The sequence below is a fragment of the Serratia sp. 25CWL12 genome (assembly GCF_055790885.1).
The window spans coordinates 591,278-611,471 of record NZ_CM147698.1; the positions used below are offsets into that span (position 1 = coordinate 591,278).

General features: G+C 48.9%; 16 protein-coding genes and 2 pseudogenes. 5 read left to right on the plus strand and 13 right to left on the minus strand.

Translation table 11 applies throughout. The annotated features are described in order from the left end of the window. Window positions 1-34 precede the first annotated feature (34 nt). From hemW to ACX9GV_RS02720, 6 genes and pseudogenes are all read right to left on the minus strand, one after another. Window positions 35-1,170 (minus strand): annotated as a pseudogene (gene hemW / locus ACX9GV_RS02695) (radical SAM family heme chaperone HemW). Between the two features lie 46 nt (window positions 1,171-1,216). Continuing rightward, window positions 1,217-1,812: pseudogene (gene rdgB / locus ACX9GV_RS02700) on the minus strand (RdgB/HAM1 family non-canonical purine NTP pyrophosphatase). Window positions 1,813-1,866: 54 nt separating this feature from the next. Further along, window positions 1,867-2,166, minus strand: a complete 300-nt coding sequence (yggU, locus tag ACX9GV_RS02705; RefSeq protein WP_473196968.1) for a DUF167 family protein YggU — start codon at window positions 2,164-2,166, stop codon at window positions 1,867-1,869. Then, complete coding sequence (locus ACX9GV_RS02710; protein WP_023489070.1) at window positions 2,163-2,717, minus strand: YggT family protein; 555 nt, start codon at window positions 2,715-2,717, stop codon at window positions 2,163-2,165. The genes yggU and ACX9GV_RS02710 overlap by 4 nt, the downstream gene beginning before the upstream one ends. 81 nt (window positions 2,718-2,798) lie before the next feature. Further along, window positions 2,799-3,620: a pyrroline-5-carboxylate reductase gene (gene proC / locus ACX9GV_RS02715; protein ID WP_473196969.1), complete on the minus strand. Its 822-nt coding sequence runs from the start codon at window positions 3,618-3,620 to the stop codon at window positions 2,799-2,801. Between the two features lie 28 nt (window positions 3,621-3,648). After that, window positions 3,649-4,344 carry a YggS family pyridoxal phosphate-dependent enzyme gene (locus ACX9GV_RS02720; RefSeq protein ID WP_473196970.1) on the minus strand — a complete coding sequence of 232 codons (696 nt, stop codon included), beginning with the start codon at window positions 4,342-4,344 and terminating at the stop codon, window positions 3,649-3,651. A gap of 20 nt (window positions 4,345-4,364) precedes the next feature. Between ACX9GV_RS02720 and ACX9GV_RS02725 the strand changes: the two genes are divergently transcribed. Next, complete coding sequence (locus tag ACX9GV_RS02725; RefSeq protein WP_473196971.1) at window positions 4,365-5,402, plus strand: type IV pilus twitching motility protein PilT; 1,038 nt, start codon at window positions 4,365-4,367, stop codon at window positions 5,400-5,402. Here the strand turns inward: ACX9GV_RS02725 and ruvX are convergent. The 6 genes from ruvX to ACX9GV_RS02755 form a co-directional block, all read right to left on the minus strand. Beyond that, window positions 5,368-5,787, minus strand: coding sequence for a Holliday junction resolvase RuvX (ruvX, locus tag ACX9GV_RS02730; protein ID WP_023489066.1), 420 nt, complete (start codon window positions 5,785-5,787; stop codon window positions 5,368-5,370). The genes ACX9GV_RS02725 and ruvX overlap by 35 nt on opposite strands. Continuing rightward, complete coding sequence (locus tag ACX9GV_RS02735; protein ID WP_473196972.1) at window positions 5,787-6,350, minus strand: YqgE/AlgH family protein; 564 nt, start codon at window positions 6,348-6,350, stop codon at window positions 5,787-5,789. Before ACX9GV_RS02735 ends, ruvX begins: the two co-directional genes overlap by 1 nt. 101 nt (window positions 6,351-6,451) lie before the next feature. After that, the gene (gene gshB, locus ACX9GV_RS02740; RefSeq protein WP_023489064.1) at window positions 6,452-7,402 is read right to left on the minus strand and encodes a glutathione synthase; all 951 of its coding nucleotides are present in this window, start codon (window positions 7,400-7,402) and stop codon (window positions 6,452-6,454) included. 33 nt (window positions 7,403-7,435) lie between these two features. Beyond that, the gene (gene rsmE / locus ACX9GV_RS02745) at window positions 7,436-8,167 is read right to left on the minus strand and encodes a 16S rRNA (uracil(1498)-N(3))-methyltransferase (protein WP_473196973.1); all 732 of its coding nucleotides are present in this window, start codon (window positions 8,165-8,167) and stop codon (window positions 7,436-7,438) included. A gap of 98 nt (window positions 8,168-8,265) precedes the next feature. Continuing rightward, the gene (gene endA / locus ACX9GV_RS02750) at window positions 8,266-8,964 is read right to left on the minus strand and encodes a deoxyribonuclease I (RefSeq protein WP_473196974.1); all 699 of its coding nucleotides are present in this window, start codon (window positions 8,962-8,964) and stop codon (window positions 8,266-8,268) included. Between the two features lie 151 nt (window positions 8,965-9,115). Then, window positions 9,116-9,616, minus strand: a complete 501-nt coding sequence (locus ACX9GV_RS02755) for a SprT family zinc-dependent metalloprotease (RefSeq protein ID WP_037383534.1) — start codon at window positions 9,614-9,616, stop codon at window positions 9,116-9,118. A gap of 265 nt (window positions 9,617-9,881) precedes the next feature. Here ACX9GV_RS02755 and fumA point away from each other — a divergent pair, with 265 nt between their 5' ends. The 3 genes from fumA to ACX9GV_RS02770 all read left to right on the plus strand — a co-directional run bounded on the left by fumA (window position 9,882) and on the right by ACX9GV_RS02770 (window position 17,266). After that, window positions 9,882-11,528 carry a class I fumarate hydratase FumA gene (gene fumA, locus ACX9GV_RS02760; RefSeq protein WP_473196975.1) on the plus strand — a complete coding sequence of 549 codons (1,647 nt, stop codon included), beginning with the start codon at window positions 9,882-9,884 and terminating at the stop codon, window positions 11,526-11,528. A 211-nt stretch (window positions 11,529-11,739) separates the two neighbouring features. After that, complete coding sequence (locus ACX9GV_RS02765; RefSeq protein ID WP_473196976.1) at window positions 11,740-16,320, plus strand: CHASE domain-containing protein; 4,581 nt, start codon at window positions 11,740-11,742, stop codon at window positions 16,318-16,320. Further along, a complete protein-coding gene (locus ACX9GV_RS02770) occupies window positions 16,307-17,266 on the plus strand; it encodes a GGDEF domain-containing response regulator (RefSeq protein ID WP_023489788.1) in 960 nt (319 codons plus the stop codon). Before ACX9GV_RS02765 ends, ACX9GV_RS02770 begins: the two co-directional genes overlap by 14 nt. 119 nt (window positions 17,267-17,385) lie before the next feature. Here the strand turns inward: ACX9GV_RS02770 and ACX9GV_RS02775 are convergent, their stop codons facing one another. Continuing rightward, window positions 17,386-18,747, minus strand: coding sequence for an amino acid permease (locus ACX9GV_RS02775; RefSeq protein ID WP_023489789.1), 1,362 nt, complete (start codon window positions 18,745-18,747; stop codon window positions 17,386-17,388). 616 nt (window positions 18,748-19,363) lie between these two features. Between ACX9GV_RS02775 and pdhR the strand changes: the two genes are divergently transcribed. After that, on the plus strand, window positions 19,364-20,128 hold the full coding sequence (gene pdhR / locus ACX9GV_RS02780) for a pyruvate dehydrogenase complex transcriptional repressor PdhR (protein ID WP_037383573.1): 765 nt from the start codon (window positions 19,364-19,366) through the stop codon (window positions 20,126-20,128). The last annotated feature ends 66 nt before the right edge of the window (window positions 20,129-20,194 follow it).

Consider the following 20,194-nt stretch of genomic DNA (forward strand, 5'->3'; position numbering starts at 1 on the left):
CCGCCTACCTGCAACTTGATTGAACTTGGGTATACTATTGGTCGGCTAAAAAGAGTTCCAGCAGTGAATTAAGGAACAGTTTGCCTTTTTCTGTCACCTGCCAGTATTGCTCAGACTCCAGTAGATAACCGTTGGCCAGTGCCATTTCCAGTGGTGCGCGGATCACGCTTTCATCCAGCCCGGTATAGCGGGTAAACTCTGCACGAGGTGCCGCTTCCAACAAACGGAAACGGTTCATAAAGAATTCAAACGGCCGATCATCGGCTGCAACCTGGTGCGACTTATCGCGATACTTCCCTTGCATATAGCCACGTGGGTGTTTGGTTTTGCTGGTACGCAGTATGCGCCCATCATCAAAACTCAACTTGCCGTGCGCACCGCAACCAATACCAAGATAATCACCAAACCGCCAGTAGTTGAGGTTATGTTGGCACTGATAACCCGGCTTGGCATAGGCGGAAGTCTCATATTGCTGATAACCCGCATCACTCAATAACTGATGCCCCTGCTCGAAGATATCCCAGAGTGCGTCATCATCGGGTAGTTTGGGTGGGCGTGAGCTGAACAGGGTATTGGGCTCAATAGTCAGCTGATACCACGACAAATGGGGGGATCCAGCGCAATGGCTTGGCGTAGGTCGTCCAGGGCTTCTGCCAGTGATTGGTCCGGCAAGCCATGCATCAGGTCAAGGTTAAAACTGCGTAACCCAAGCCCTGCTGCCAGGAGGGCGGCGCGTTTAGCCTCATCTGGGCCATGTATGCGGCCCAGGCGGGTTAGTTTTTCGCTGCTAAAGCTCTGTACGCCGATGGAGATGCGGTTCACGCCAGCGCGCAGATAGCCACTGAAACGGTCAACCTCCACCGTGCCTGGGTTAGCCTCCATGGTGATTTCGGCATTATCCGCAACTTTAACCCGTGCTCGCACACCGTCCAGCAGGGCTTGCATGGCTTCTGCGCTTAGCAGGCTCGGGGTTCCGCCACCGATAAACAGGCTACTGATTTCACGGCCACTGGTGAGTGGCAAATCAGCCTCCAGGTCAGCCAACAAATGGTCAACATACTCCTGGTGCGGTACTTCGCCCTTTAACGCATGGGAATTGAAATCGCAGTATGGGCACTTCTGTACACACCAGGGGATGTGAATATAGAGGCTCAGTGGTGGCAGTTGCATGGTTTTGACCGGCAGTTGCATGGTTTTAACTGGCAGTTGTATAGTTTTAACTGGCATTACGCATGGCTTCCAGCATCAGCTTTAATGCTTTACCACGGTGCGAAACGGCGCTTTTTTCATCCCGGGTTAATTCCGCTGCAGTGCTGCCCAATTCTGGTATGTAGAAGATTGGGTCGTAACCAAAACCGCCCGCCCCGGAGGATTGAAAAGCGATCTCCCCAGCCCAGCAACCATGGAACACTAATGGGGTTGGATCTTCTGCATGGCGCATATAGACCAGTACGCAGTGGAATTGGGCACCACGTTTGCCTGGCGGTACGTCTTGCAGCGTGACCAGTAATTTGTCCAGATTCTGCTGATCGCTGGCTTCCAAACCAGCATAGCGGGCAGAATAAATCCCCGGAGCCCCCCCAGAGCATCTACCGCCAGACCGGAATCGTCAGCAATGGTCGGCAGGCCAGTAATCTGTGCCGCATGACGAGCTTTCAAGATGGCATTTTCAATAAATGTCAGGCCAGTTTCTTCAGCGGAGTCCACGCCAAGCTCGGTTTGTGCTACCACGTCCAGACCAAAATCGGCTAGCAGATCGGCCAGTTCACGTACTTTGCCCGGGTTGCCAGTGGCAAGAACGACTTTTTGCATAGTGATTACCTTGGAAATGATTTGATGATACCCGTCGTCAATCAAGCGGCCGGGTCAAAATTCGGCCGGATATAGTGCTGCAATCACAGCAGGGATCTGCTGTGGGTTAACAATGCGTAGCTGCTTGTGTCGCCCCAATTCGCCTTTTTCTATCACCACATTGCTCTTCGCCACCCGGAACTGCTTGGCGATAAACTTGACCAAGTGGGCATTGGCCTGACCGTCTACCGGAGGTGCGGTAATGGCGACTTTTATCTCGTCGCCATGCAGGCCAATAATCTGGTCACGGCTGGCTTTAGGCTGGATATAAAGCCTGATAGTCAGCGCGCCGGGCATTGGAGTGACTGCACTCACAGTAGGACCCAGATCTGACCAAACACGTCCGCGCCCAGAGAGTTGAGAAGATAGAGGATCAGGATCACCACCATCGCAGAAAAATCAATCCCACCCATTGCTGGAATCAACCGACGGATCGGGGCCATCAGCGGTTCGGTAAGCTGATGCATAACATAATCAACCGGGCTGCGCCCTTGGCTGACCCAGCTCATTAATGAGCGAATGATCACCACCCAGAAAATCAGGTGCCCGGCAGATTTGATCAAGGCGATCAGGCCAAACAGCAAGTTATACAGACTGAGTGACATGCCGCCACTTTGGATCAGCAACAACAGCGGGTACTTGATGGTCATCAGCAGGAAGGCCAGCAATAAAGATGCGCTGTCTACCGGCCCCATAGAAGGAAGAATACGGCGTAATGGCCCGATAATTGGCTGGGTGACCTTCACCACGAACTGTGAGAAGGGGTTATAAAAGTCGGTGCGTGTCAGTTGCATCCAGATGCGCAGCAACAGCACCATCACATAAATATCGATAACAGTTTTGACCAGGAAAGTCAGCGTTAGCATGTAGGTTACCCTTTTTCTTAACTCTTGGTGATGCCCTTGAGAGTTCAAGTTGCCTAGCAACCTGAATACCTTCAGGTACAGTTAAAATGATTTTTCCATTTCCTGCGCACGGGAAACGGCGGCCTGCATTGCTTTAGCGACGGTCTCTGGCAGATGGTGCTCATTGAATACCCGCAATGCTTCGGCGGTGGTGCCACCTTTAGAGGTTACTTGATCTCGTAGGGTTGCTAAAGATATTTCCGGGTGGGCGCTAGCCAATGCGGCTGCCCCCACGGCGGCCTGTTGCACCAGGTTACGGGCCGCTTGGCTGCTGAAGCCCATACGTTCAGCCTCTTGCTGCATCGCATCCATAAACAGGAAGAAGTAGGCCGGGGCACTCCCCGCAGCGGCTATTACGCCATTGATATCGTTTTCGTCATCGACCCAACAGATTTTACCCACTGAACTCATCAGGCTGCTGGTGTAATCGCGGTCCTGTTGGCTTACCTGAGCCGGTGCATACAGCCCACTGATGCCTTCCCCCACCAGTGCGGGTGTATTGGGCATAATACGCACAATATTCAAGGCGGTGCCGAGCATTTGATAGAATCGGCTGACCAGGATACCCGCTGCAATGGATAACACCAGTTTGCCAGAGAAATTAACCTGCTGTTGTAACGGTTGACAGACTTGCGCCATCATTTGTGGTTTTACCGCCAGCACCACCACATCGGCGGCTTGTGCGCAGGCGATATTGTCGGCACTGCTGATCACGCCATACTCGGCGGCCAGCGCATCACGCTTGCCCGGTGATGGTGCGCAAACGCTGATGGCGGAAGCCGGATAACCACTGGCAACCAGACCAGCGATAATCGCACGTGCCATATTGCCGGCACCAATAAAGGTTATTTTACGGTGTTGCATGGACTTCCTCATTGGTTGTATGGATTTGTTAGGCCCGAGCGCCAAAAATAGCGGTACCGATACGTACCAGGGTACTGCCCGCGGCGATGGCGGCGGACATATCGTCAGTCATCCCCATCGACAGCGTGTCCACTTGCGGATAACGCTGTTTAAGCGCCTGATAGGCGCTGTTCATCTGGCCAAATACTGCTAATTGGCGCTGATAATCGCTTTCCGGTGCCGGGATCGCCATCAATCCACGCAAAGTGATATTGGGTAGCGCAGCGATAGCTTCAGCCAAGGGGGCCAGTTCAGTCAAGAGAATGCCTGATTTACTCTGTTCGTCACTGATATTTATCTGGATCAGTACATTAAGCGCTGGCATACCCGCAGGGCGTTGATCGCTGAGTCGTTCGGCGATTCGCAGGCGATCAAGGGTATGGAACCAGTTAAAGTGCTCGGCAACCAGTCTGCTTTTATTGGATTGCAACGGGCCGATAAAGTGCCATTCCAAGCCAATTCCGTTGGGTTGCTGAGCAAAATACTGGATCTTCTCCACACCTTCCTGCACGTAATTCTCACCGAATGCGCGCTGACCCGCCGCGATGGCTTCTGCGATCGCTTCCACAGGTTTGGTTTTGCTGACTGCAAGCAATACCACCTCTTCTGGCGAGCGCGCGCAACTTAGCGCTGCGGTAGCAATACGCCCCCTGACATCTTGCAGGTTCTGTTGGATAGTACTCATAGTTAACCCAGGAGATTGATATGGATATCGATAAATTTGTGGCTCTTAGTGTAAAGCATAATGCTTCAGATCTGCACCTTTGTAGCGGTCATCTACCCATGTTACGTATTGATGGTGAGTTGCAGGCGGTCGCGGGGGAAGAAATTATCTCGCCGCAGCAGATGGAGGCCGGGTGTAAGCCGTTATTAACGCCAAGTCTGTGGCAGCAATTGCAGAAGGTTGGGCAGCTTGACTTGGCATTGACCCTGGCGGATGGCGTGCGGTTACGGGCTAATTTCTTTTTACAAAACAGCGGGCTTTCCGTCGCGTTACGCAGGATAGCCAGCCATTGCCCAAACCTGGCGGAATTGGCCACCCCTGAGATTATCCCCGCTTTGTTACAGCGCTCTGATGGTCTGATATTGGTGACTGGCGCCACAGGCAGCGGCAAATCCACCACCTTGGCGGCCATGATCGATTTTATTAATCAGCATCAGCACCGCCATATTCTCACTTTGGAAGATCCTATCGAGTTTGTTCATCACAGCCGCTGTTGCTTAATTCAGCAACGGGAACTGGGGCGTGATACTCACAGTTTCGACGCTGCATTGCGTGCCGCATTACGTGAAGACCCTGATGTGATCCTGCTGGGGGAGCTGCGTGACACTACCACTATTCGGCTGGCATTAACGGCGGCAGAAACCGGCCATCTGGTACTGGCGACCCTGCATACGCGTAGTGCAGCACAAGCGGTAGAGCGGCTGGTGGATGTATTCCCCGCCGAGGAGAAGCCCTATGTACGCGCGCAGTTAGCTAACAGCCTGCAAGCGGTGATTGCCCAAAAGCTGTTGAGCCGGCCTGGTGGAGGGCGAGTGGCTATTTACGAAATTCTTACCGCCACGGCGGCGGTTAGCAGCATGATCCGTGAGGGGAAAACCCATCAGTTGGCCAGTGTGTTACATAGCGGGGGGCAAGCGGGTATGCAAACCTTTGAACAAGGGCTACAGCAGCGTATTCAAGCGGGGATACTCAGCGGGGGAGGGCCTAAGGATGCTGCTCAAACCAGCTTTCCAGAATAACCACCGCAGAGGCTGAATCCACACTACCTTTGTCGAGCGCCCGGAAACCACCACGGTCAAACAGGTGCGAACGTGCTTCAACGGTACTTAAACGTTCATCATGCAGAATTACCTGCACACCAAAGCGACCATGCAGGCGATTGGCAAATTTACGGGCACGTTCAGTTAACGGTTGCTCAGTGCCATCCATATTCAGCGGCAAACCGACTACCACTAAATCGGGTTGCCACTCTTGCAATAGACGTTCAACTTTTTGCCATTCCGGTACGCCATCCTGTGCCTTGAAGGCAGGTAATGCCCGTGCGGTGCCGGTGATTTCCTGGCCGATAGCCGCACCGATGCTTTTAGTACCGAAATCAAAGGCAATAATAGTACGGTTGGTCATCAGGCATGTCCTGCTTGGTTGGCAATGCTACGAATATCAATCCCTAAGCGGTTTGCAGCTTCGCGCCAGCGGTTAGCGATTGGCGTATGGAACAGGATCTCGTTATCGGCCTCGGTGGTTAGCCAGGCATTAGCCAGCACTTCTTGCTCTAACTGGCCCTTGTCCCAGCCAGCATAGCCGAGTGCAACCAGTACCTCTGCCGGTTGGTTCGGGGTACCGAGCGTTTCCAGTACATCTTTCGAGGTGGTGATCATGGTCGTAGGCGAGATCAGGATGCTGGAATCAAAGCCTTGATGTGGCGTATGCAGAATAAAACCGCGATCATCGGCCAATGGCCCGCCAGAGAATACTGGCTTCTTCAGCTTAATTGATGGGTCGCGCGGTGAAGGCTGGATGTTAAGTTTTTCCAACACCGTTTCAACGGTGAAATGCTCCATCGGTTTATTGATAACCAACCCCATGGCTCCTTCATCGTTATGTTCGCAAACGTATATCACTGCATGCTTAAAGCGCGGATCTTCCATGGCAGGCATGGCGATCAGGAAATGGTGCTGTAAATTCATATGGTTATATAAGTCAGTGGTTTTTAATTAGGGATAGTCAATATACTCTAAATAATTCGAGTTGTTATAGCATCCCCTTTCAGAGAAAGGGGATGGGGTAGTTAGCTTTTCGCCAGGCGCTTTTCAATGGCATCCATCAACATGCCGGTGATGGAAACTGGGAAGGCGGCTTCGATCTCGCGAGCGCAAGTTGGGCTGGTGACGTTGATCTCAGTGAGGCGGTCGCCGATCACATCCAATCCAACAAAAATTAATCCTTTCTCTTTGAGGGTTGGGGCCACTGCACGGGCAATTTCCCAATCACTGGCGCTTAGCGGGCGAGCCTCACCCCGGCCACCTGCTGCCAGGTTACCACGGGTTTCCCCCTGTGCCGGGATACGTGCCAGGCAATAAGGCACGGGTTCACCATCTACCACCAGAATACGTTTATCCCCGTCCTTAATCGCTGGCAGGAAGTTCTGTGCCATACAGAAACGGCTACCGTGTTCGGTCAGGGTTTCGATAATTACCGACAGGTTCGGATCATCCTGCTTAATACGGAAGATGGAAGCTCCCCCCATACCATCAAGCGGTTTGAGGATAATATCGCCATGCTGCTGGTGGAACTCACGAATACGGGCTGCACTGCGGCTCACCAGGGTGTCTGGTGTCAGTTCTGGGAACCAGGCGGTAAACAGTTTTTCGTTACAATCGCGCAGGCTCTGCGGTTTGTTGACCACCAGGGTTCCTTTCACTTCTGCACGTTCTAGAATATAGGTGGCATAAATGAATTCGGTGTCAAATGGCGGATCCTTACGCATCAGGATCACATCCAGCTCATGCAGTGGCAGGTCTTGCTCAGTGCCAAAATTAAACCAATTCTCCTGGTCTTGTTTTACTGTCAGTTGTCGAGTGCGGGCTCGGCCCTCACCGGCATGCAGATAGAGGTCACCCATCTCCATATAGTGAATTTGCCAACCACGGCGTTGTGCTTCAAGTAGCATGGCAAAACTGGTGTCTTTCTTGATATTGATGGATGCAATAGGGTCCATCACGATGCCGAGCTTGATCATCTCTTCTCCTTACAAACCTGTTATCACAGGCTATTAGCCCAGGTCGCCGAAACGGACCTGCAAGGCGGTAATTGCGGTGAGGGCGGTGGTTTCGGTACGTAAAACCCGCGGCCCTAACAGAATATCAGTAAATCCATAACCTGCAGTCATGGCAATTTCATCGCTGGATAATCCCCCTTCTGGCCCAATCAGTAACCGCACATGCTTCATCGGTAATGGCAGTGTATTGATGCTTTGGCTCGCGCGAGGGTGCAGATTCAGTTTGAGGCTATCATCTTGTTCTGCGCACCAGTCTGATAGTGACATGGCTTCACGGATTTCTGGAATGCGGTTGCGGCCACATTGCTCGCAGGCGGCGATGGCAATTTTTTGCCACTGTTGGCGTTTTTTGGCCAAGCGTTCACCAGCAAGCGTAACACCACAACGCTCGGAAAACAGCGGGGTGATGAGGTTAACGCCTAGCTCAATAGACTTTTGGATGGTGAACTCCATTTTATCCCCACGGGAGATAACCTGACCAAGGTGCAGATTGAGCGGTGATTCACGGTCTTCCCACTGCGCGCCGTGAACCTGAACCAGCAGATTCTTTTTATCGGCCCGGGTGATTTCGGCATCAAATATCTGGTTGCTGCCGTCGAACAACTGCAACTTTTGCCCAGTGCTCATGCGAAGTACTCGACCAACATGATTAGTCGCATCCTCGCTCAGAGCGATTTCGCTATTAGCGCTCAATGGGGCAGGATGGTAAATGCGAGGTATACGCATAATGGTTCTCAGATCCTGGCTTGATGAAAGTGCGCTGTTTTCAAGCAGCGCGAACGTATTTACGCATTAAAGTACTATAGTAGGTCAGCAATAGTAGGTCAGTCTTTTCGTTGCTGACAAGCCTGTTGAATATACGGGTTATTATTGCCTTGTACGAGGGCGATACGCGCTTCTCTTTGGCATTCCCAGAGGCTGACGGGGTACTGACGGTCCCAAGCGTCAAACAGTTGGGTTTGCTGCCGTGAAAGTTGCAGGTGATAACGGTCACGCATATAGAAGTAAGTACGGGCAATGGCACCGCGCGCACGGGCTGGCGGCTCTGCCTGTTTATTTTTGAAATCGACTTTCATTGGGCATTGGCCGTATTGACCTTCCCCACCATTCCATTGGCTGAACATAAAATTATTGCGGTCACCATTCACTTCGCCGATGGCGGGTTGCAGGTTATGCAGGTCAGTTTCCATTTGGCGATAAACGGGGTCTTTATCGCAGTTCTTGCGGCCACCGTTTTGCCAGCATTGCAATTGGTGGCCAAACTGCCAGGCCGGGACCACATGTTCCCATTCAATGCGCTCAGCACGCTGAGTATTTTTACGTACCTGATAACCGCAACTGGTGAGGTCAGGAATACCCTGTTTTCCCTGCCAATGGATCTTACAGCCACAGTAGAAGCTACCTGGGGCATCTTGATTGATTTTAGCTGCGGCGGCTTTGGCTTGGGTGAAGTTATTAATACCTTGTGCCAAGGCGCTGCTGGAGAGGGCTAAGGCCACTATAAATAAAATTTTGCGAGGCATATTCCAAAACTGTTTGAAATGGCAAAGTAGGCAGGGTAGTCGAAGTTATCGGCAGTAGCAAATGGTGATATACCCGTCGTGAATCAAACGGTGGGATGTGAGTAGAAACTTATATGTGTTTGCGGGTGAATTTGTACACGCTTACTGGTTGTCAGCCTGAAAATAACAGCTTTTCACCACATTGGCGGCAACGGTATTCGCTCTCGCTACGCATCACTCGGTTATGGCGGCGCAGCGTCAACTGATGTTGCTGGCAAGCGCAGCGATAAGGAAAGGTTTTGCTCTGTACCGAGCTGACTTCAAATCGGTGGGTGCGGCGGGCGGAAACCAGTAGCACTTGCTCCATCATCCAGCGCCATTCTCGACCATGGGGTGCAACGCGGCCAAAATGGCGGAACACCAGCAAATGGGCCAACTCATGGGGGACGACTTCATCAATAAACGGCTGTTGGTTTTCCAGCAATAGCACCGGGTTGAGGCGGATTTCCCAGCTTTGTAACCAGGCGGTACCCGCGCTGGTGCCCCGTTGCTGGTAAATGACTTTCGGTTCAGGAAATTCAACGGCTAAATGCTGCTGCGCCAATTGTAATTTATCCCGTAGGCAGCGCATCACCGCTTGTTGTAGTGCAATGGGGACTCTTATTCGGTTCATTGATGTTAGCTTAAGTAATGAGGCAATGGCTGGCAAAAGGGGATATGAACGGAGATGATATACCGTAGTAATGGAGATTTCATCAGGTAGGATAAAACACACCGTTATTGCTAAGCTACTGAGTTAATCGCGGCTATTTTGCGATTTAGCGCAACGACTGATGGCCTGAAAATACGTAAGGTATAGAGAGTTTTTGACGCAGCGCGCTCTGAGCATGCAGAGCACGTGTGAATTTAACGCAGCTGATGTTGCAAGTGAGAGATCAATGTCGAATAAACCGTTTTATTACCAAGACCCGTTCCCACTAAAGGCAGACGATACGGAATATTACCTATTAAGCCGCGATTATGTTTCCATCGATCAGTTTGCTGGTCAGGAGGTGCTTAAGGTTGATCCGCAAGCTTTGACGCTGGTTGCTCAGCAGGCTTTTCACGATGCCTCATTTATGCTGCGTACCGGTCATCAACAACAAGTTGCTGATATTCTTCATGACCCAGAGGCCAGCGAGAATGATAAGTATGTTGCCTTGCAATTTTTGCGCAATTCCGAAATTGCAGCCAAGGGCATTTTGCCTACCTGCCAGGATACCGGCACCGCAATTATTGTAGGTAAGAAGGGGCAGCGTGTTTGGACCGGTGGTGGCGACGAAGAAGCCTTGTCACGTGGGGTATACAACACGTTTATTACCGATAATCTGCGTTATTCGCAAAATGCCGCACTGGATATGTATAAAGAGGTCAATACCGGTTGCAATCTGCCTGCGCAGATTGATCTCTATAGTGTGGATGGGGAAGAGTATAAATTCCTGTGTATTGCCAAAGGTGGCGGTTCAGCCAATAAAACGTATTTGTACCAAGAAACTAAAGCGTTGTTGTCACCAGGCAAGTTGAAAGATTATCTGGTGGATAAAATGCGTACTCTGGGGACATCGGCGTGCCCACCGTACCATGTGGCTTTTGTTATCGGTGGTACTTCTGCCGAAGCAACGCTAAAAACCGTCAAGCTGGCTTCAACGAAATATTATGATGGCTTGCCAACAGAAGGTAATGAGCACGGCCAGGCGTTCCGCGATGTGGCTCTGGAAGAAGAACTGCTGAAAGAAGCTCAGAAACTGGGCATCGGGGCGCAGTTTGGGGGTAAATATTTCGCCCATGATGTTCGTGTGGTACGTTTACCGCGTCATGGGGCTTCTTGCCCAGTAGGGATGGGGGTTTCCTGTTCAGCCGATCGTAATATCAAAGCCAAGATCAACCGTGAAGGTATCTGGTTGGAAAAACTGGAACATAATCCAGGCCGGTTTATTCCGCAAGAACTGCGTCAGGCAGGGGAAGGTGAGGCCATCAAAGTGGATCTTAACCGCCCAATGGCTGAGATCCTCAAGCAGTTGTCACAATACCCGGTCTCAACTCGTCTTTCTTTGAGTGGAACCATTATTGTTGGGCGAGATATTGTTCACGCCAAGTTGAAAGAGCGGCTGGATCGTGGTGAAGACTTGCCACAATACATAAAAGACCACCCGATCTATTATGCAGGCCCGGCCAAAACACCAGCAGGTTATCCTTCGGGTTCTTTGGGGCCAACAACCGCTGGGCGTATGGATTCTTATGTCGATCAGTTGCAGTCTCATGGTGGCAGCATGATTATGCTGGCTAAGGGGAATCGCAGTCAGCAGGTGACTGATGCTTGTCACAAGCATGGTGGGTTCTACCTGGGGAGTATCGGTGGCCCGGCCGCCGTTTTGGCGCAGCAGAGTATCAAGAGCCTGGAGTGTGTGGAATATCCTGAGTTGGGTATGGAAGCGCTCTGGAAAATTGAAGTGGAAGATTTCCCAGCCTTTATTTTGGTGGATGATAAAGGCAACGATTTCTTCCAGCAGGTTCTGTCATCACAATGTACAGCTTGTGTGAAGTAACCCAGCCCGGTTGATTCAAGTTGTAGCTTGACCGTCATCGAGAGGCCCATTGCTGGGCCTCTTTCTTTCTGTGCCGCAGTAGCCTAATTCCGCCGTAGCCGATATTTATGTAGTCCAGAGTTTGTTAACCCACTCGATGATTAAACGCCTTGAATCATAGGGTATTACAACTATGCTTAATTCATTATTGATGACTGAAAAGTGATGTCGCATGACGAGCCCACAACCCGGAGAGGTTAGCAGTACCACCAGAGGTAAGTTCTCTTTCGCCAAAAATCGGTTAATAAAAATTAATCTACTGCCATTGATGTTATTTATCGTTGGGGTGGTTCTGTCTGCGGTTGGCACTTGGCAGATCTACCGTGAAATAGAAGATCATGCCAAAATTGAGTTTAAAAATGATGTAGAAAGGGTCTCAGGGGAACTGGTCCGTCGTTTCCTGCAAAAGGTCAATGGTTTGAATGGTGCGCGCGGAGTTTATGCGACTAATAATCATTTAAGTCGAGCGCAGTTCCGCGCTTATGTGGCTTCACGTGACTTGCCAGTGGACTTTCCTGGTGTGAGAGGGTTTGGTTTTATTCAACGGGTTGAGCGTAATAATCTCGATGAGTTTATAAAAGCCGTTAGGGCGGATGGGGCCCCTGAATTTACTCTTCGTCAGCTGAATGATAAAAATTACAATGATCTGTATATCATCAAATTTCTCGAGCCAGCCAAAGGTAATAAAGGTGCTGAGGGGTTAGATATTGGCTCGGAAGCGGTGAGGCGGTCGGCTGCATTATCGGCTATTAATACGGGCAATGCGACATTAACGGGTGCCGTTAATCTGGTACAAGAGAGCCGTAAAATCCCAGGGGTGCTATTATATGTTCCGGTTTACACCACAGGGAGTATGCCGACTACTCCTGAACAGCGGCAGGAATCACTGGTAGGGTTAGTTTATTCACCCATAGTGATAGCAGAGTTGCTAAGTGATATTCCTGAGTTTGTTAATAGAAGAGTCAATATAGAACTGTTTGATAGTATAAATAATATATCTACACAGAATTTGATTTTTGATGCATCCGCCAATAAAGAGTCTGATTTTTTCACTAAAGAAGCAAAAAAAGATCAGTTTGAGGCTGACGGCGAGTTTGTTGACACCAGCATATTGCATCTTCCTGGCCGCGATATGACACTAAGAGTCAGTCGGTTTGCAAACTATGAAGATACGACTGAACGTTATGCCTCTTGGTTGTTATTTTTACTTGGCTGTTTGTTAAGTGGCGTGTTGGCACTGTTTCTCCGCCAGCAAATTAATGGTCGCTATCGTGCCGAACGCTTGGCTTATAATATGACGGCTGATCTTGAACGGCTGGCCCTGGTGGCTAAAAACACCTCTAACGCAGTGGTTATTACTGATATAAACCGCTTGATTGTTTGGGTTAATGAGGGGTTTGAGCGCATTACGGGGTACAGTAAAAGTGAAGTGCTCGGTAAATCACCAGGAGCATTATTACAGTGTGCGAACAGTGATAAAAAAGTTCTGGCGCAAATGGGAAACGCTTTACATGCCGGAGAGTCGTTTAAAGGAGAAATCATCAATTGTTCCAAATCGGGTAAGGAGTACTGGATTGAGCTGGAGATCCAGCCGCGTTACAACGATAAGAATGAAGCCATCGGTTTTATGGCAATTGAATCGGATATCAGTGAACGTAAAGCCACTTACTTTCGTCTGGAAGCTGCTTTGCGAGAAAACAATGCCTTGCTCAGTACACTTAATTTATATGGCATCGTCTCTTCTGCAGACTGTAATGGGAAGATTATTGATGTTAATGATGCCTTCTGTAGCATCAGTGGCTATAAGCGCGAGGAGTTGATTGGCAACAATTACCGGATGCTGGAGTCTCATGCGCATTCGCCCGAATTCTGGTTATCCATGTGGAATGATATCTCGAGTGGGATTCCCTGGCGGGGGGTTATTTGCAATAAATCGAAGAGCGGCGAACTCTATTGGGTCGATACCACTATTGCGCCTTTTAAAAATAGCGCGGGTGAAATTGACCGCTATGTCTCTATTCAGACCGATATTACCGCCAGCAAAAATCAACAAGCCAGTTTGATTATCGCGCGTAATCAATTAGTCAGGGCGGCAGATGTTGCTGAGTTGGGTGTTTGGTCCTGGAATATTCCTGAAGGTACGCTCTCTTTTGATGAGCGGATGAATGATATCTATGCATTACCGCTTGAATTACGCCATGGCCCTATTTCACAGGATTATTGGTTTGATTTATTGCACCCTGAAGATCGTCAGGATGTTGCATCTGCTTTAAACCAGGCATTAGAAGGTGAAGATGTCTACCGCCAAGACTTTAGGGTGGTTATTGATAATCAAGTACGCTTTATTCAATCCACCGGTACCGTGGAGCGGGATGAGAATGGGCACCCTGTGTTGATGATGGGTATCAATCGCGATATTACTCAGCAACGTGAGAATGAAAATATACTGCGTGCAGCCAGGCAGGCAGCAGAAGAGGCCAATAGCGCCAAATCTGCATTCTTAGCGACCATGAGCCATGAACTGCGCACCCCAATGAACGCTATTCTTGGCATGATGACACTACTGAGAAAAACCGGGTTAAATACCAAACAGGCAGATTATGCGGTCAAAATTGAAGCAGCGGCACGCTCACTACTGCATCTGCTTAATGACATTCTAGACTTTTCAAAAGTTGAATCAGGCAAGATGGTATTGGAATGTATTCCATTTAATATTCATGAAATGCTGAGGGATCTGTCGGTTATTTTATCCGGTAATTTGAAAGTTAAAAGTGTCGAAGTTTTATTTGATATTGATCCGCAACTACCCACTTTTGTTGAAGGGGATAGCATGCGGTTGCAGCAAGTATTAACCAATCTTGGCAGTAATGCGCTGAAATTTACTGAGAAAGGTGAAGTGGTTCTGTTTATCAAGGTGGTGCAGAAAGAGAGTCATTATGTGACGTTGCAGTTTGGGGTCCGTGATACCGGAATTGGGATTGCTCCTGAGCACCAAGAGAGAATATTCAGCGCATTTACTCAAGCAGAAGCCTCCATCACCCGTCGATTTGGTGGTACTGGGCTAGGGTTGGTCATCAGCCAGCGTTTTGTCAGCTTGATGGGGGGAACATTACAGCTGGAAAGCCAGCTCGGTTTTGGTAGCCTGTTCCATTTCACGGTTACTCTGCCAATACCTTCTCAGCCGCTTTCAGGGCCGCAAATTTCAGGGACCTTGGCAAATAAAGTCAATGTCCTGCATCAGCTACGCGTGTTGGTTATTGATGATAATTTGACCTCTTGTAATCTGATTAAACGGATGGGGGAGTCACTCAACTGGACAGTTGATGTGGCAACCAGCGGCAATGACGCTTTGCAATTGATTAATACACAGCGTGAGCAAGGAATGACTTACGGTGCATTATTTATTGACTGGAAAATGCCTGGCTTAGATGGTTGGCAGACCAGTAAAGCCGTGCGTGAACTAATGTCGAAAGGTAACTCGCCAATGATTGTGATGATTACTGCTCATGGTCGCGAAATGTTGTTAGCACGCAGTGAAGAAGATCAAACATTGATTGACGGTTATCTGATTAAACCGATTACTGCCTCGATGTTGCTGGATTCAGTTACTGACGTGTTAAGTCATAATAATCAATCAGACAATTCAAAGATGGTGCAGCAGACATCCTCTCATCGATTAGAGGGCATCAGGTTGTTGGTGGTTGAAGATAATTTAAATAATCAGCAAATCGCACGAGAGTTATTGGAGGATGAAGGCGCTATTGTGCAGATTGCTAATCAAGGGCAAGAAGCCATTGATATACTTCAGGATAATTCGGCTTTATTTGATGTGGTGCTGATGGATTTACAAATGCCGGTCATGGATGGTTTAACGGCTGCGCGCTATATTCGTGGCACTTTAGAGTTGGCTGATTTACCGATTATCGCCATGACGGCCAATGCGATGACTTCTGACCGTGATGCTTGTTTAGCTGCAGGGATGAACGATCATATCGGCAAGCCCTTTGAGCTGAATAATTTGATCCGGGTGATTCGCAAGTACAGTAAACGCCCTGAATTGGTGCTGGTTGCCAGTGAAAATTACACCAGTTCACCATTAGGACAGGAATGGAAAGATGTAGCGGCTGCCGCAGGTATTGATTTTACCTCTGCCATTGATCGATTAGGTGGCGACATTGAACTTTATCAGAATATGTTGTTGTTGTTTTCCTCCGAATTGGCTGATTTCCCGCAGCAGTTGGATAAATTTGTGGTTCAGCAGGATTGGCCCGCTTTATCGCGGTTGTTGCACACCCTTAAAGGGTTGGCGGCGCAATTGGGGGCACCTTACTTATCGCAGATGGCCAGTGATGGCGAGCAATTGTTGAAGAACTCACCAACACTGCCATCAGAAGGGATGGCTAGGTTGTTTGATGAGGTAAAAAAGGAAGCACAATCAATACAGATGGCATTGGTACAGCTAAGTCAGTTATCACCTGATGATGTACATCAGGCAGCGTCAAAAGAAGAGACAGACACGCATCCTATTCTTTCTGAGTTGAATGCTTTGATAGCCTTGCTGCAAAATTCAGATATGGCGGCATTAGAGGTGATGCGTAAATTGCAAACGAACTTTGGTCATCATTTTGGTGAACAGTTACGCCCATTAAGTGATGCAATCAATCAGTTAGATTTTACTCTGGCGATTGAAGTAAGCCAGGCATTGTTAAGTGCGCTTTCTATTCAGGGAGAGAGCCATAATGCCAATAAGTAATCTACCTGAGTTGGATTCAACACTGTTTTTTCCACAACAGGGAACGGCGAAGCTGCTGATTGTGGATGATCACCCGATCAATATTCAGATGCTATATCAAGTGTTTTCCGCCGATCATCAAGTTTATATGGCGACGAATGGTAAGCAGGCTCTGGAGGTCTGTTTAAAGCAGCAGCCAGATTTGATTTTGCTGGATATTGAAATGCCTGATATCAGTGGCTATGAGGTGTGTGCACAATTGAAGGCGATGCCTGAAACCAAAGATATTCCGATTATTTTTGTTACCTCTCATAGTAATGAAGAAACTGAAACGCGTTGTTTCCAAGAAGGGGCAGCTGATTTTGTCAGTAAGCCGATCAATAGAAATACAGTTAAAGCCAGGGTTCATACCCAGTTGTTATTGCGGGCACAAGCGAACTTATTGCGACAATTACTTTATTTTGATGAGGTCACCGAGGTTCATAATCGCCGTTACTTTGATGAGCGATTACATCAGGAGTGGCAGTTTGATAGCCAGGCACCGCTGAGCTTGATTCTTATTGATGTCGATTTTTTTAAAAAATATAACGAATTGTATGGGCACCAGGAGGGAAACATTAGTCTGCGGCGTATTGCGAAGTCAACGCAGCTGGTTGTTACGCGGCCAAGAGATGTTGTTGCACGTTATGGTGATGAAAACTTTGCCTGTTTACTGCCTAATACCGAATTTAATCATGCGATGGCGATAGCCGAGAAGATAAGAGCACAAATTATTGCTCTTGAGATCCATCATAGTGATTCGTTTGTATCGCCGTTTGTCAGCGCTAGTCTGGGCGTTTGTTGCCGAGGAGCCCAGAGCTCAGGGAGCCTTGATGATTTTTTGCACCAGGCAGCAGAACAACTATATAAGGCGAAGAAAAATGGCAAGAATCAGGTTTGCGGGGCGCTGTTAGGCTCTATCGGTTAATCGGTTAATTGATTTGTTGGTAATTGCATTATTCAGAAAGGCTTAAAGCGCTATAGCCAGCCCCTCTGTGATTTGATTAATGTATCTTACTCAAACCGCAGGGGGGGCTGGCCGATGAATCAGTTTACTGATTGTTGAGTTTTTTGTTTAATCGCATAGCCGATACCGAGAATGGCAACCCACACTGGAATTAACAGAACGGAAATCCGAATGCCAGGTGTTAGGTACATAATCACCAGAATACCCGCCAGAAATGCCAGGCATAGATAGTTACTGAACGGATACCAGAACGCCTTGAACTTCGGTTGTACCCCTTCACGCATTTTAGCGGCACGGAATTTCAGGTGTGCCAGGCTGATCATCGCCCAGTTGATCACCAGCGCAGAGACCACCAGTGCCATCAATAGCTCAAAGGCACGGCCAGGAATCAGGTAGTTGATCAATACACAGAACCCGGTTGCCACGGCAGAGAAACCAATGGCAATCACTGGCACGCCACGGCCATCGACCTTCATTAGGGCTTTCGGGCCATTACCTTGTTTCGCCAGACCGTACAACATGCGGCTGTTGCAGTAAACACAACTGTTATAGACCGATAGTGCGGCAGTGAGTACCACGATATTGAGTACCGTTGCCACCATATTGCTGTTTAATGCATGGAAGATCAGGACAAATGGGCTACCACCTTCAACCACTTTACCCCACGGATAGAGTGACAGCAGAATGGTCAGGGAGCCGATATAAAAAATCAGGATACGGTAAATGACCTGGTTGGTGGCTTTGGGAATGCTTTTTTCCGGGTTATCAGCTTCAGCTGCGGTAATCCCCACCAGTTCCAACCCACCGAATGAGAACATGATCACCGCGATAGCCATCACTAATCCCATAACACCGTTCGGGAAAAATCCCCCTTGAGCCCAAAGATTGGTCACTGTGGCTTCTGGTCCACCCTGGCCGCTGAGCAACAAATAAGAACCAAAGGCGATCATACCGATAATGGCGACCACTTTGATGATGGCAAACCAGAATTCCATCTCTCCATAGACCTTCACATTGGACAGGTTGATGGCATTGATGACCAGAAAGAACACGGCGGCCGAAACCCAGGTTGGGATCTCTGGCCACCAGTATTGTACATAGATACCCACAGCCGTCAGTTCCGCCATGGCAACCAGTACATATAACACCCAATAATTCCAGCCAGAGGAGAAACCTGCGAACCCCCCCCAGTATTTATACGCAAAGTGACTAAAAGAACCAGCGACCGGCTCTTCAACGACCATTTCACCTAATTGACGCATGATCAGGAACGCAATAAAACCGCCAATGGCATAACCCAGAATGACTGATGGGCCAGCCATTTTTATGGTTTGGGCGATACCCAGAAATAAACCGGTACCGATTGCCCCGCCTAAGGCAATAAGCTGAATATGGCGGTTTTTCAGGCCGCGTTTCAGCTGGTCGTGTTGTTGACCACTCATTAAAAGAATCCTCTGTTGTTGCAGAACATGAATATTGCAGAACACGAATGTTGCAGAACATGAATGTTGCAGAACATGAATGTTGCAGATGTTGTTGCAGAACACCGATGTTGCAGAATGCCAATGCTGTAAATTTTAAATTACAATTTGTGTATTTTTTTATTTACATTTTTTGATATCGGAAATCTATCTCTCTACTACCATGCGGCACAGAATAGTGGTAAGCACGAAAGTTTGCACCTGTTTTATACTCAAGTTTATTCATATTGAGAGGGAATAGGGGCGTGTTCAGTGTTCTATGCTTCTTTCTTTCAACGCTAGGCAGTCAGTATGCCAACTCTCCCTGCTGCCATTATGCTGTCATAACAGCTTGATATTCATGCTAACCATAAGTTTCATAAAAGTTAAATTCGTCACTGACTGAGTAAATGGTATTACCAATACGGCGTTAATGGATTGCGCATTTTTGTGGTCTGACAAGTTAAAAATGGCGGCTTAAATGATTTCGATCAAATTCCATATGGACAATAGGTGAATGATTTGTTACTTTGTCGGCACGTTTTTGGAATTGGTATTACCAATTGACTCCGCGCCCTTCGCAGAGAAGAAAGCATCCATGACATACAGCAAAATCCGCCAACCTAAATTGTCAGATGTTATCGAGCAACGGCTCGAGTATCTGATCCTTGAGGGGACACTGCGTCCGGGCGAAAAGCTACCCCCGGAGCGGGAGCTGGCAAAGCAATTTGATGTTTCTCGTCCTTCGTTGAGAGAAGCTATTCAGCGCCTTGAAGCCAAGGGGCTGCTGCTGCGTCGTCAGGGTGGTGGCACCTTTGTACAAACCAATTTGTGGCAGAGCTTCAGCGATCCGTTGGCTGAACTGCTTGCTGATCATCCCGAATCACAATTCGATCTGCTTGAAACCCGTCATGCCCTTGAGGGCATCGCCGCCTATTATGCCGCACTACGTGGCACCGATGAGGATCTGGCGCGTATCCGCGATTGTCATGATGTTATTGAGCAAGCTCAGAACAGCGGCGATCCCAACGCGGAAGCTGAGGCGGTGATGCAGTATCAGGTTGCGGTAACCGAAGCGGCTCATAACGTGGTGTTACTCCATCTGCTGCGTTGTATGGGGCCAATGTTGCAACAAAACGTCCATCAGAACTTTGAATTGCTTTACTCGCGCCATGAGATGTTGGCAACAGTGAGTAGTCATCGCGCCAGAATTTTTGAGGCGATAATGGCTCGCGAACCTGAAAAGGCCCGTGAAGCCTCGCATCGTCATTTGGCGTTTATTGAGGAAATCTTGCTGGATCTCGACAGAGAACGCACCCGACGCGAGCGATCGCTGCGGCGTCTCCAGCAACGCAAGGATTAATAGAGTGGTTCTCTGCAGTGGACACCAGCCTGTGGAGATAAAGCTCGAAGTGCTGAATTTAGCATT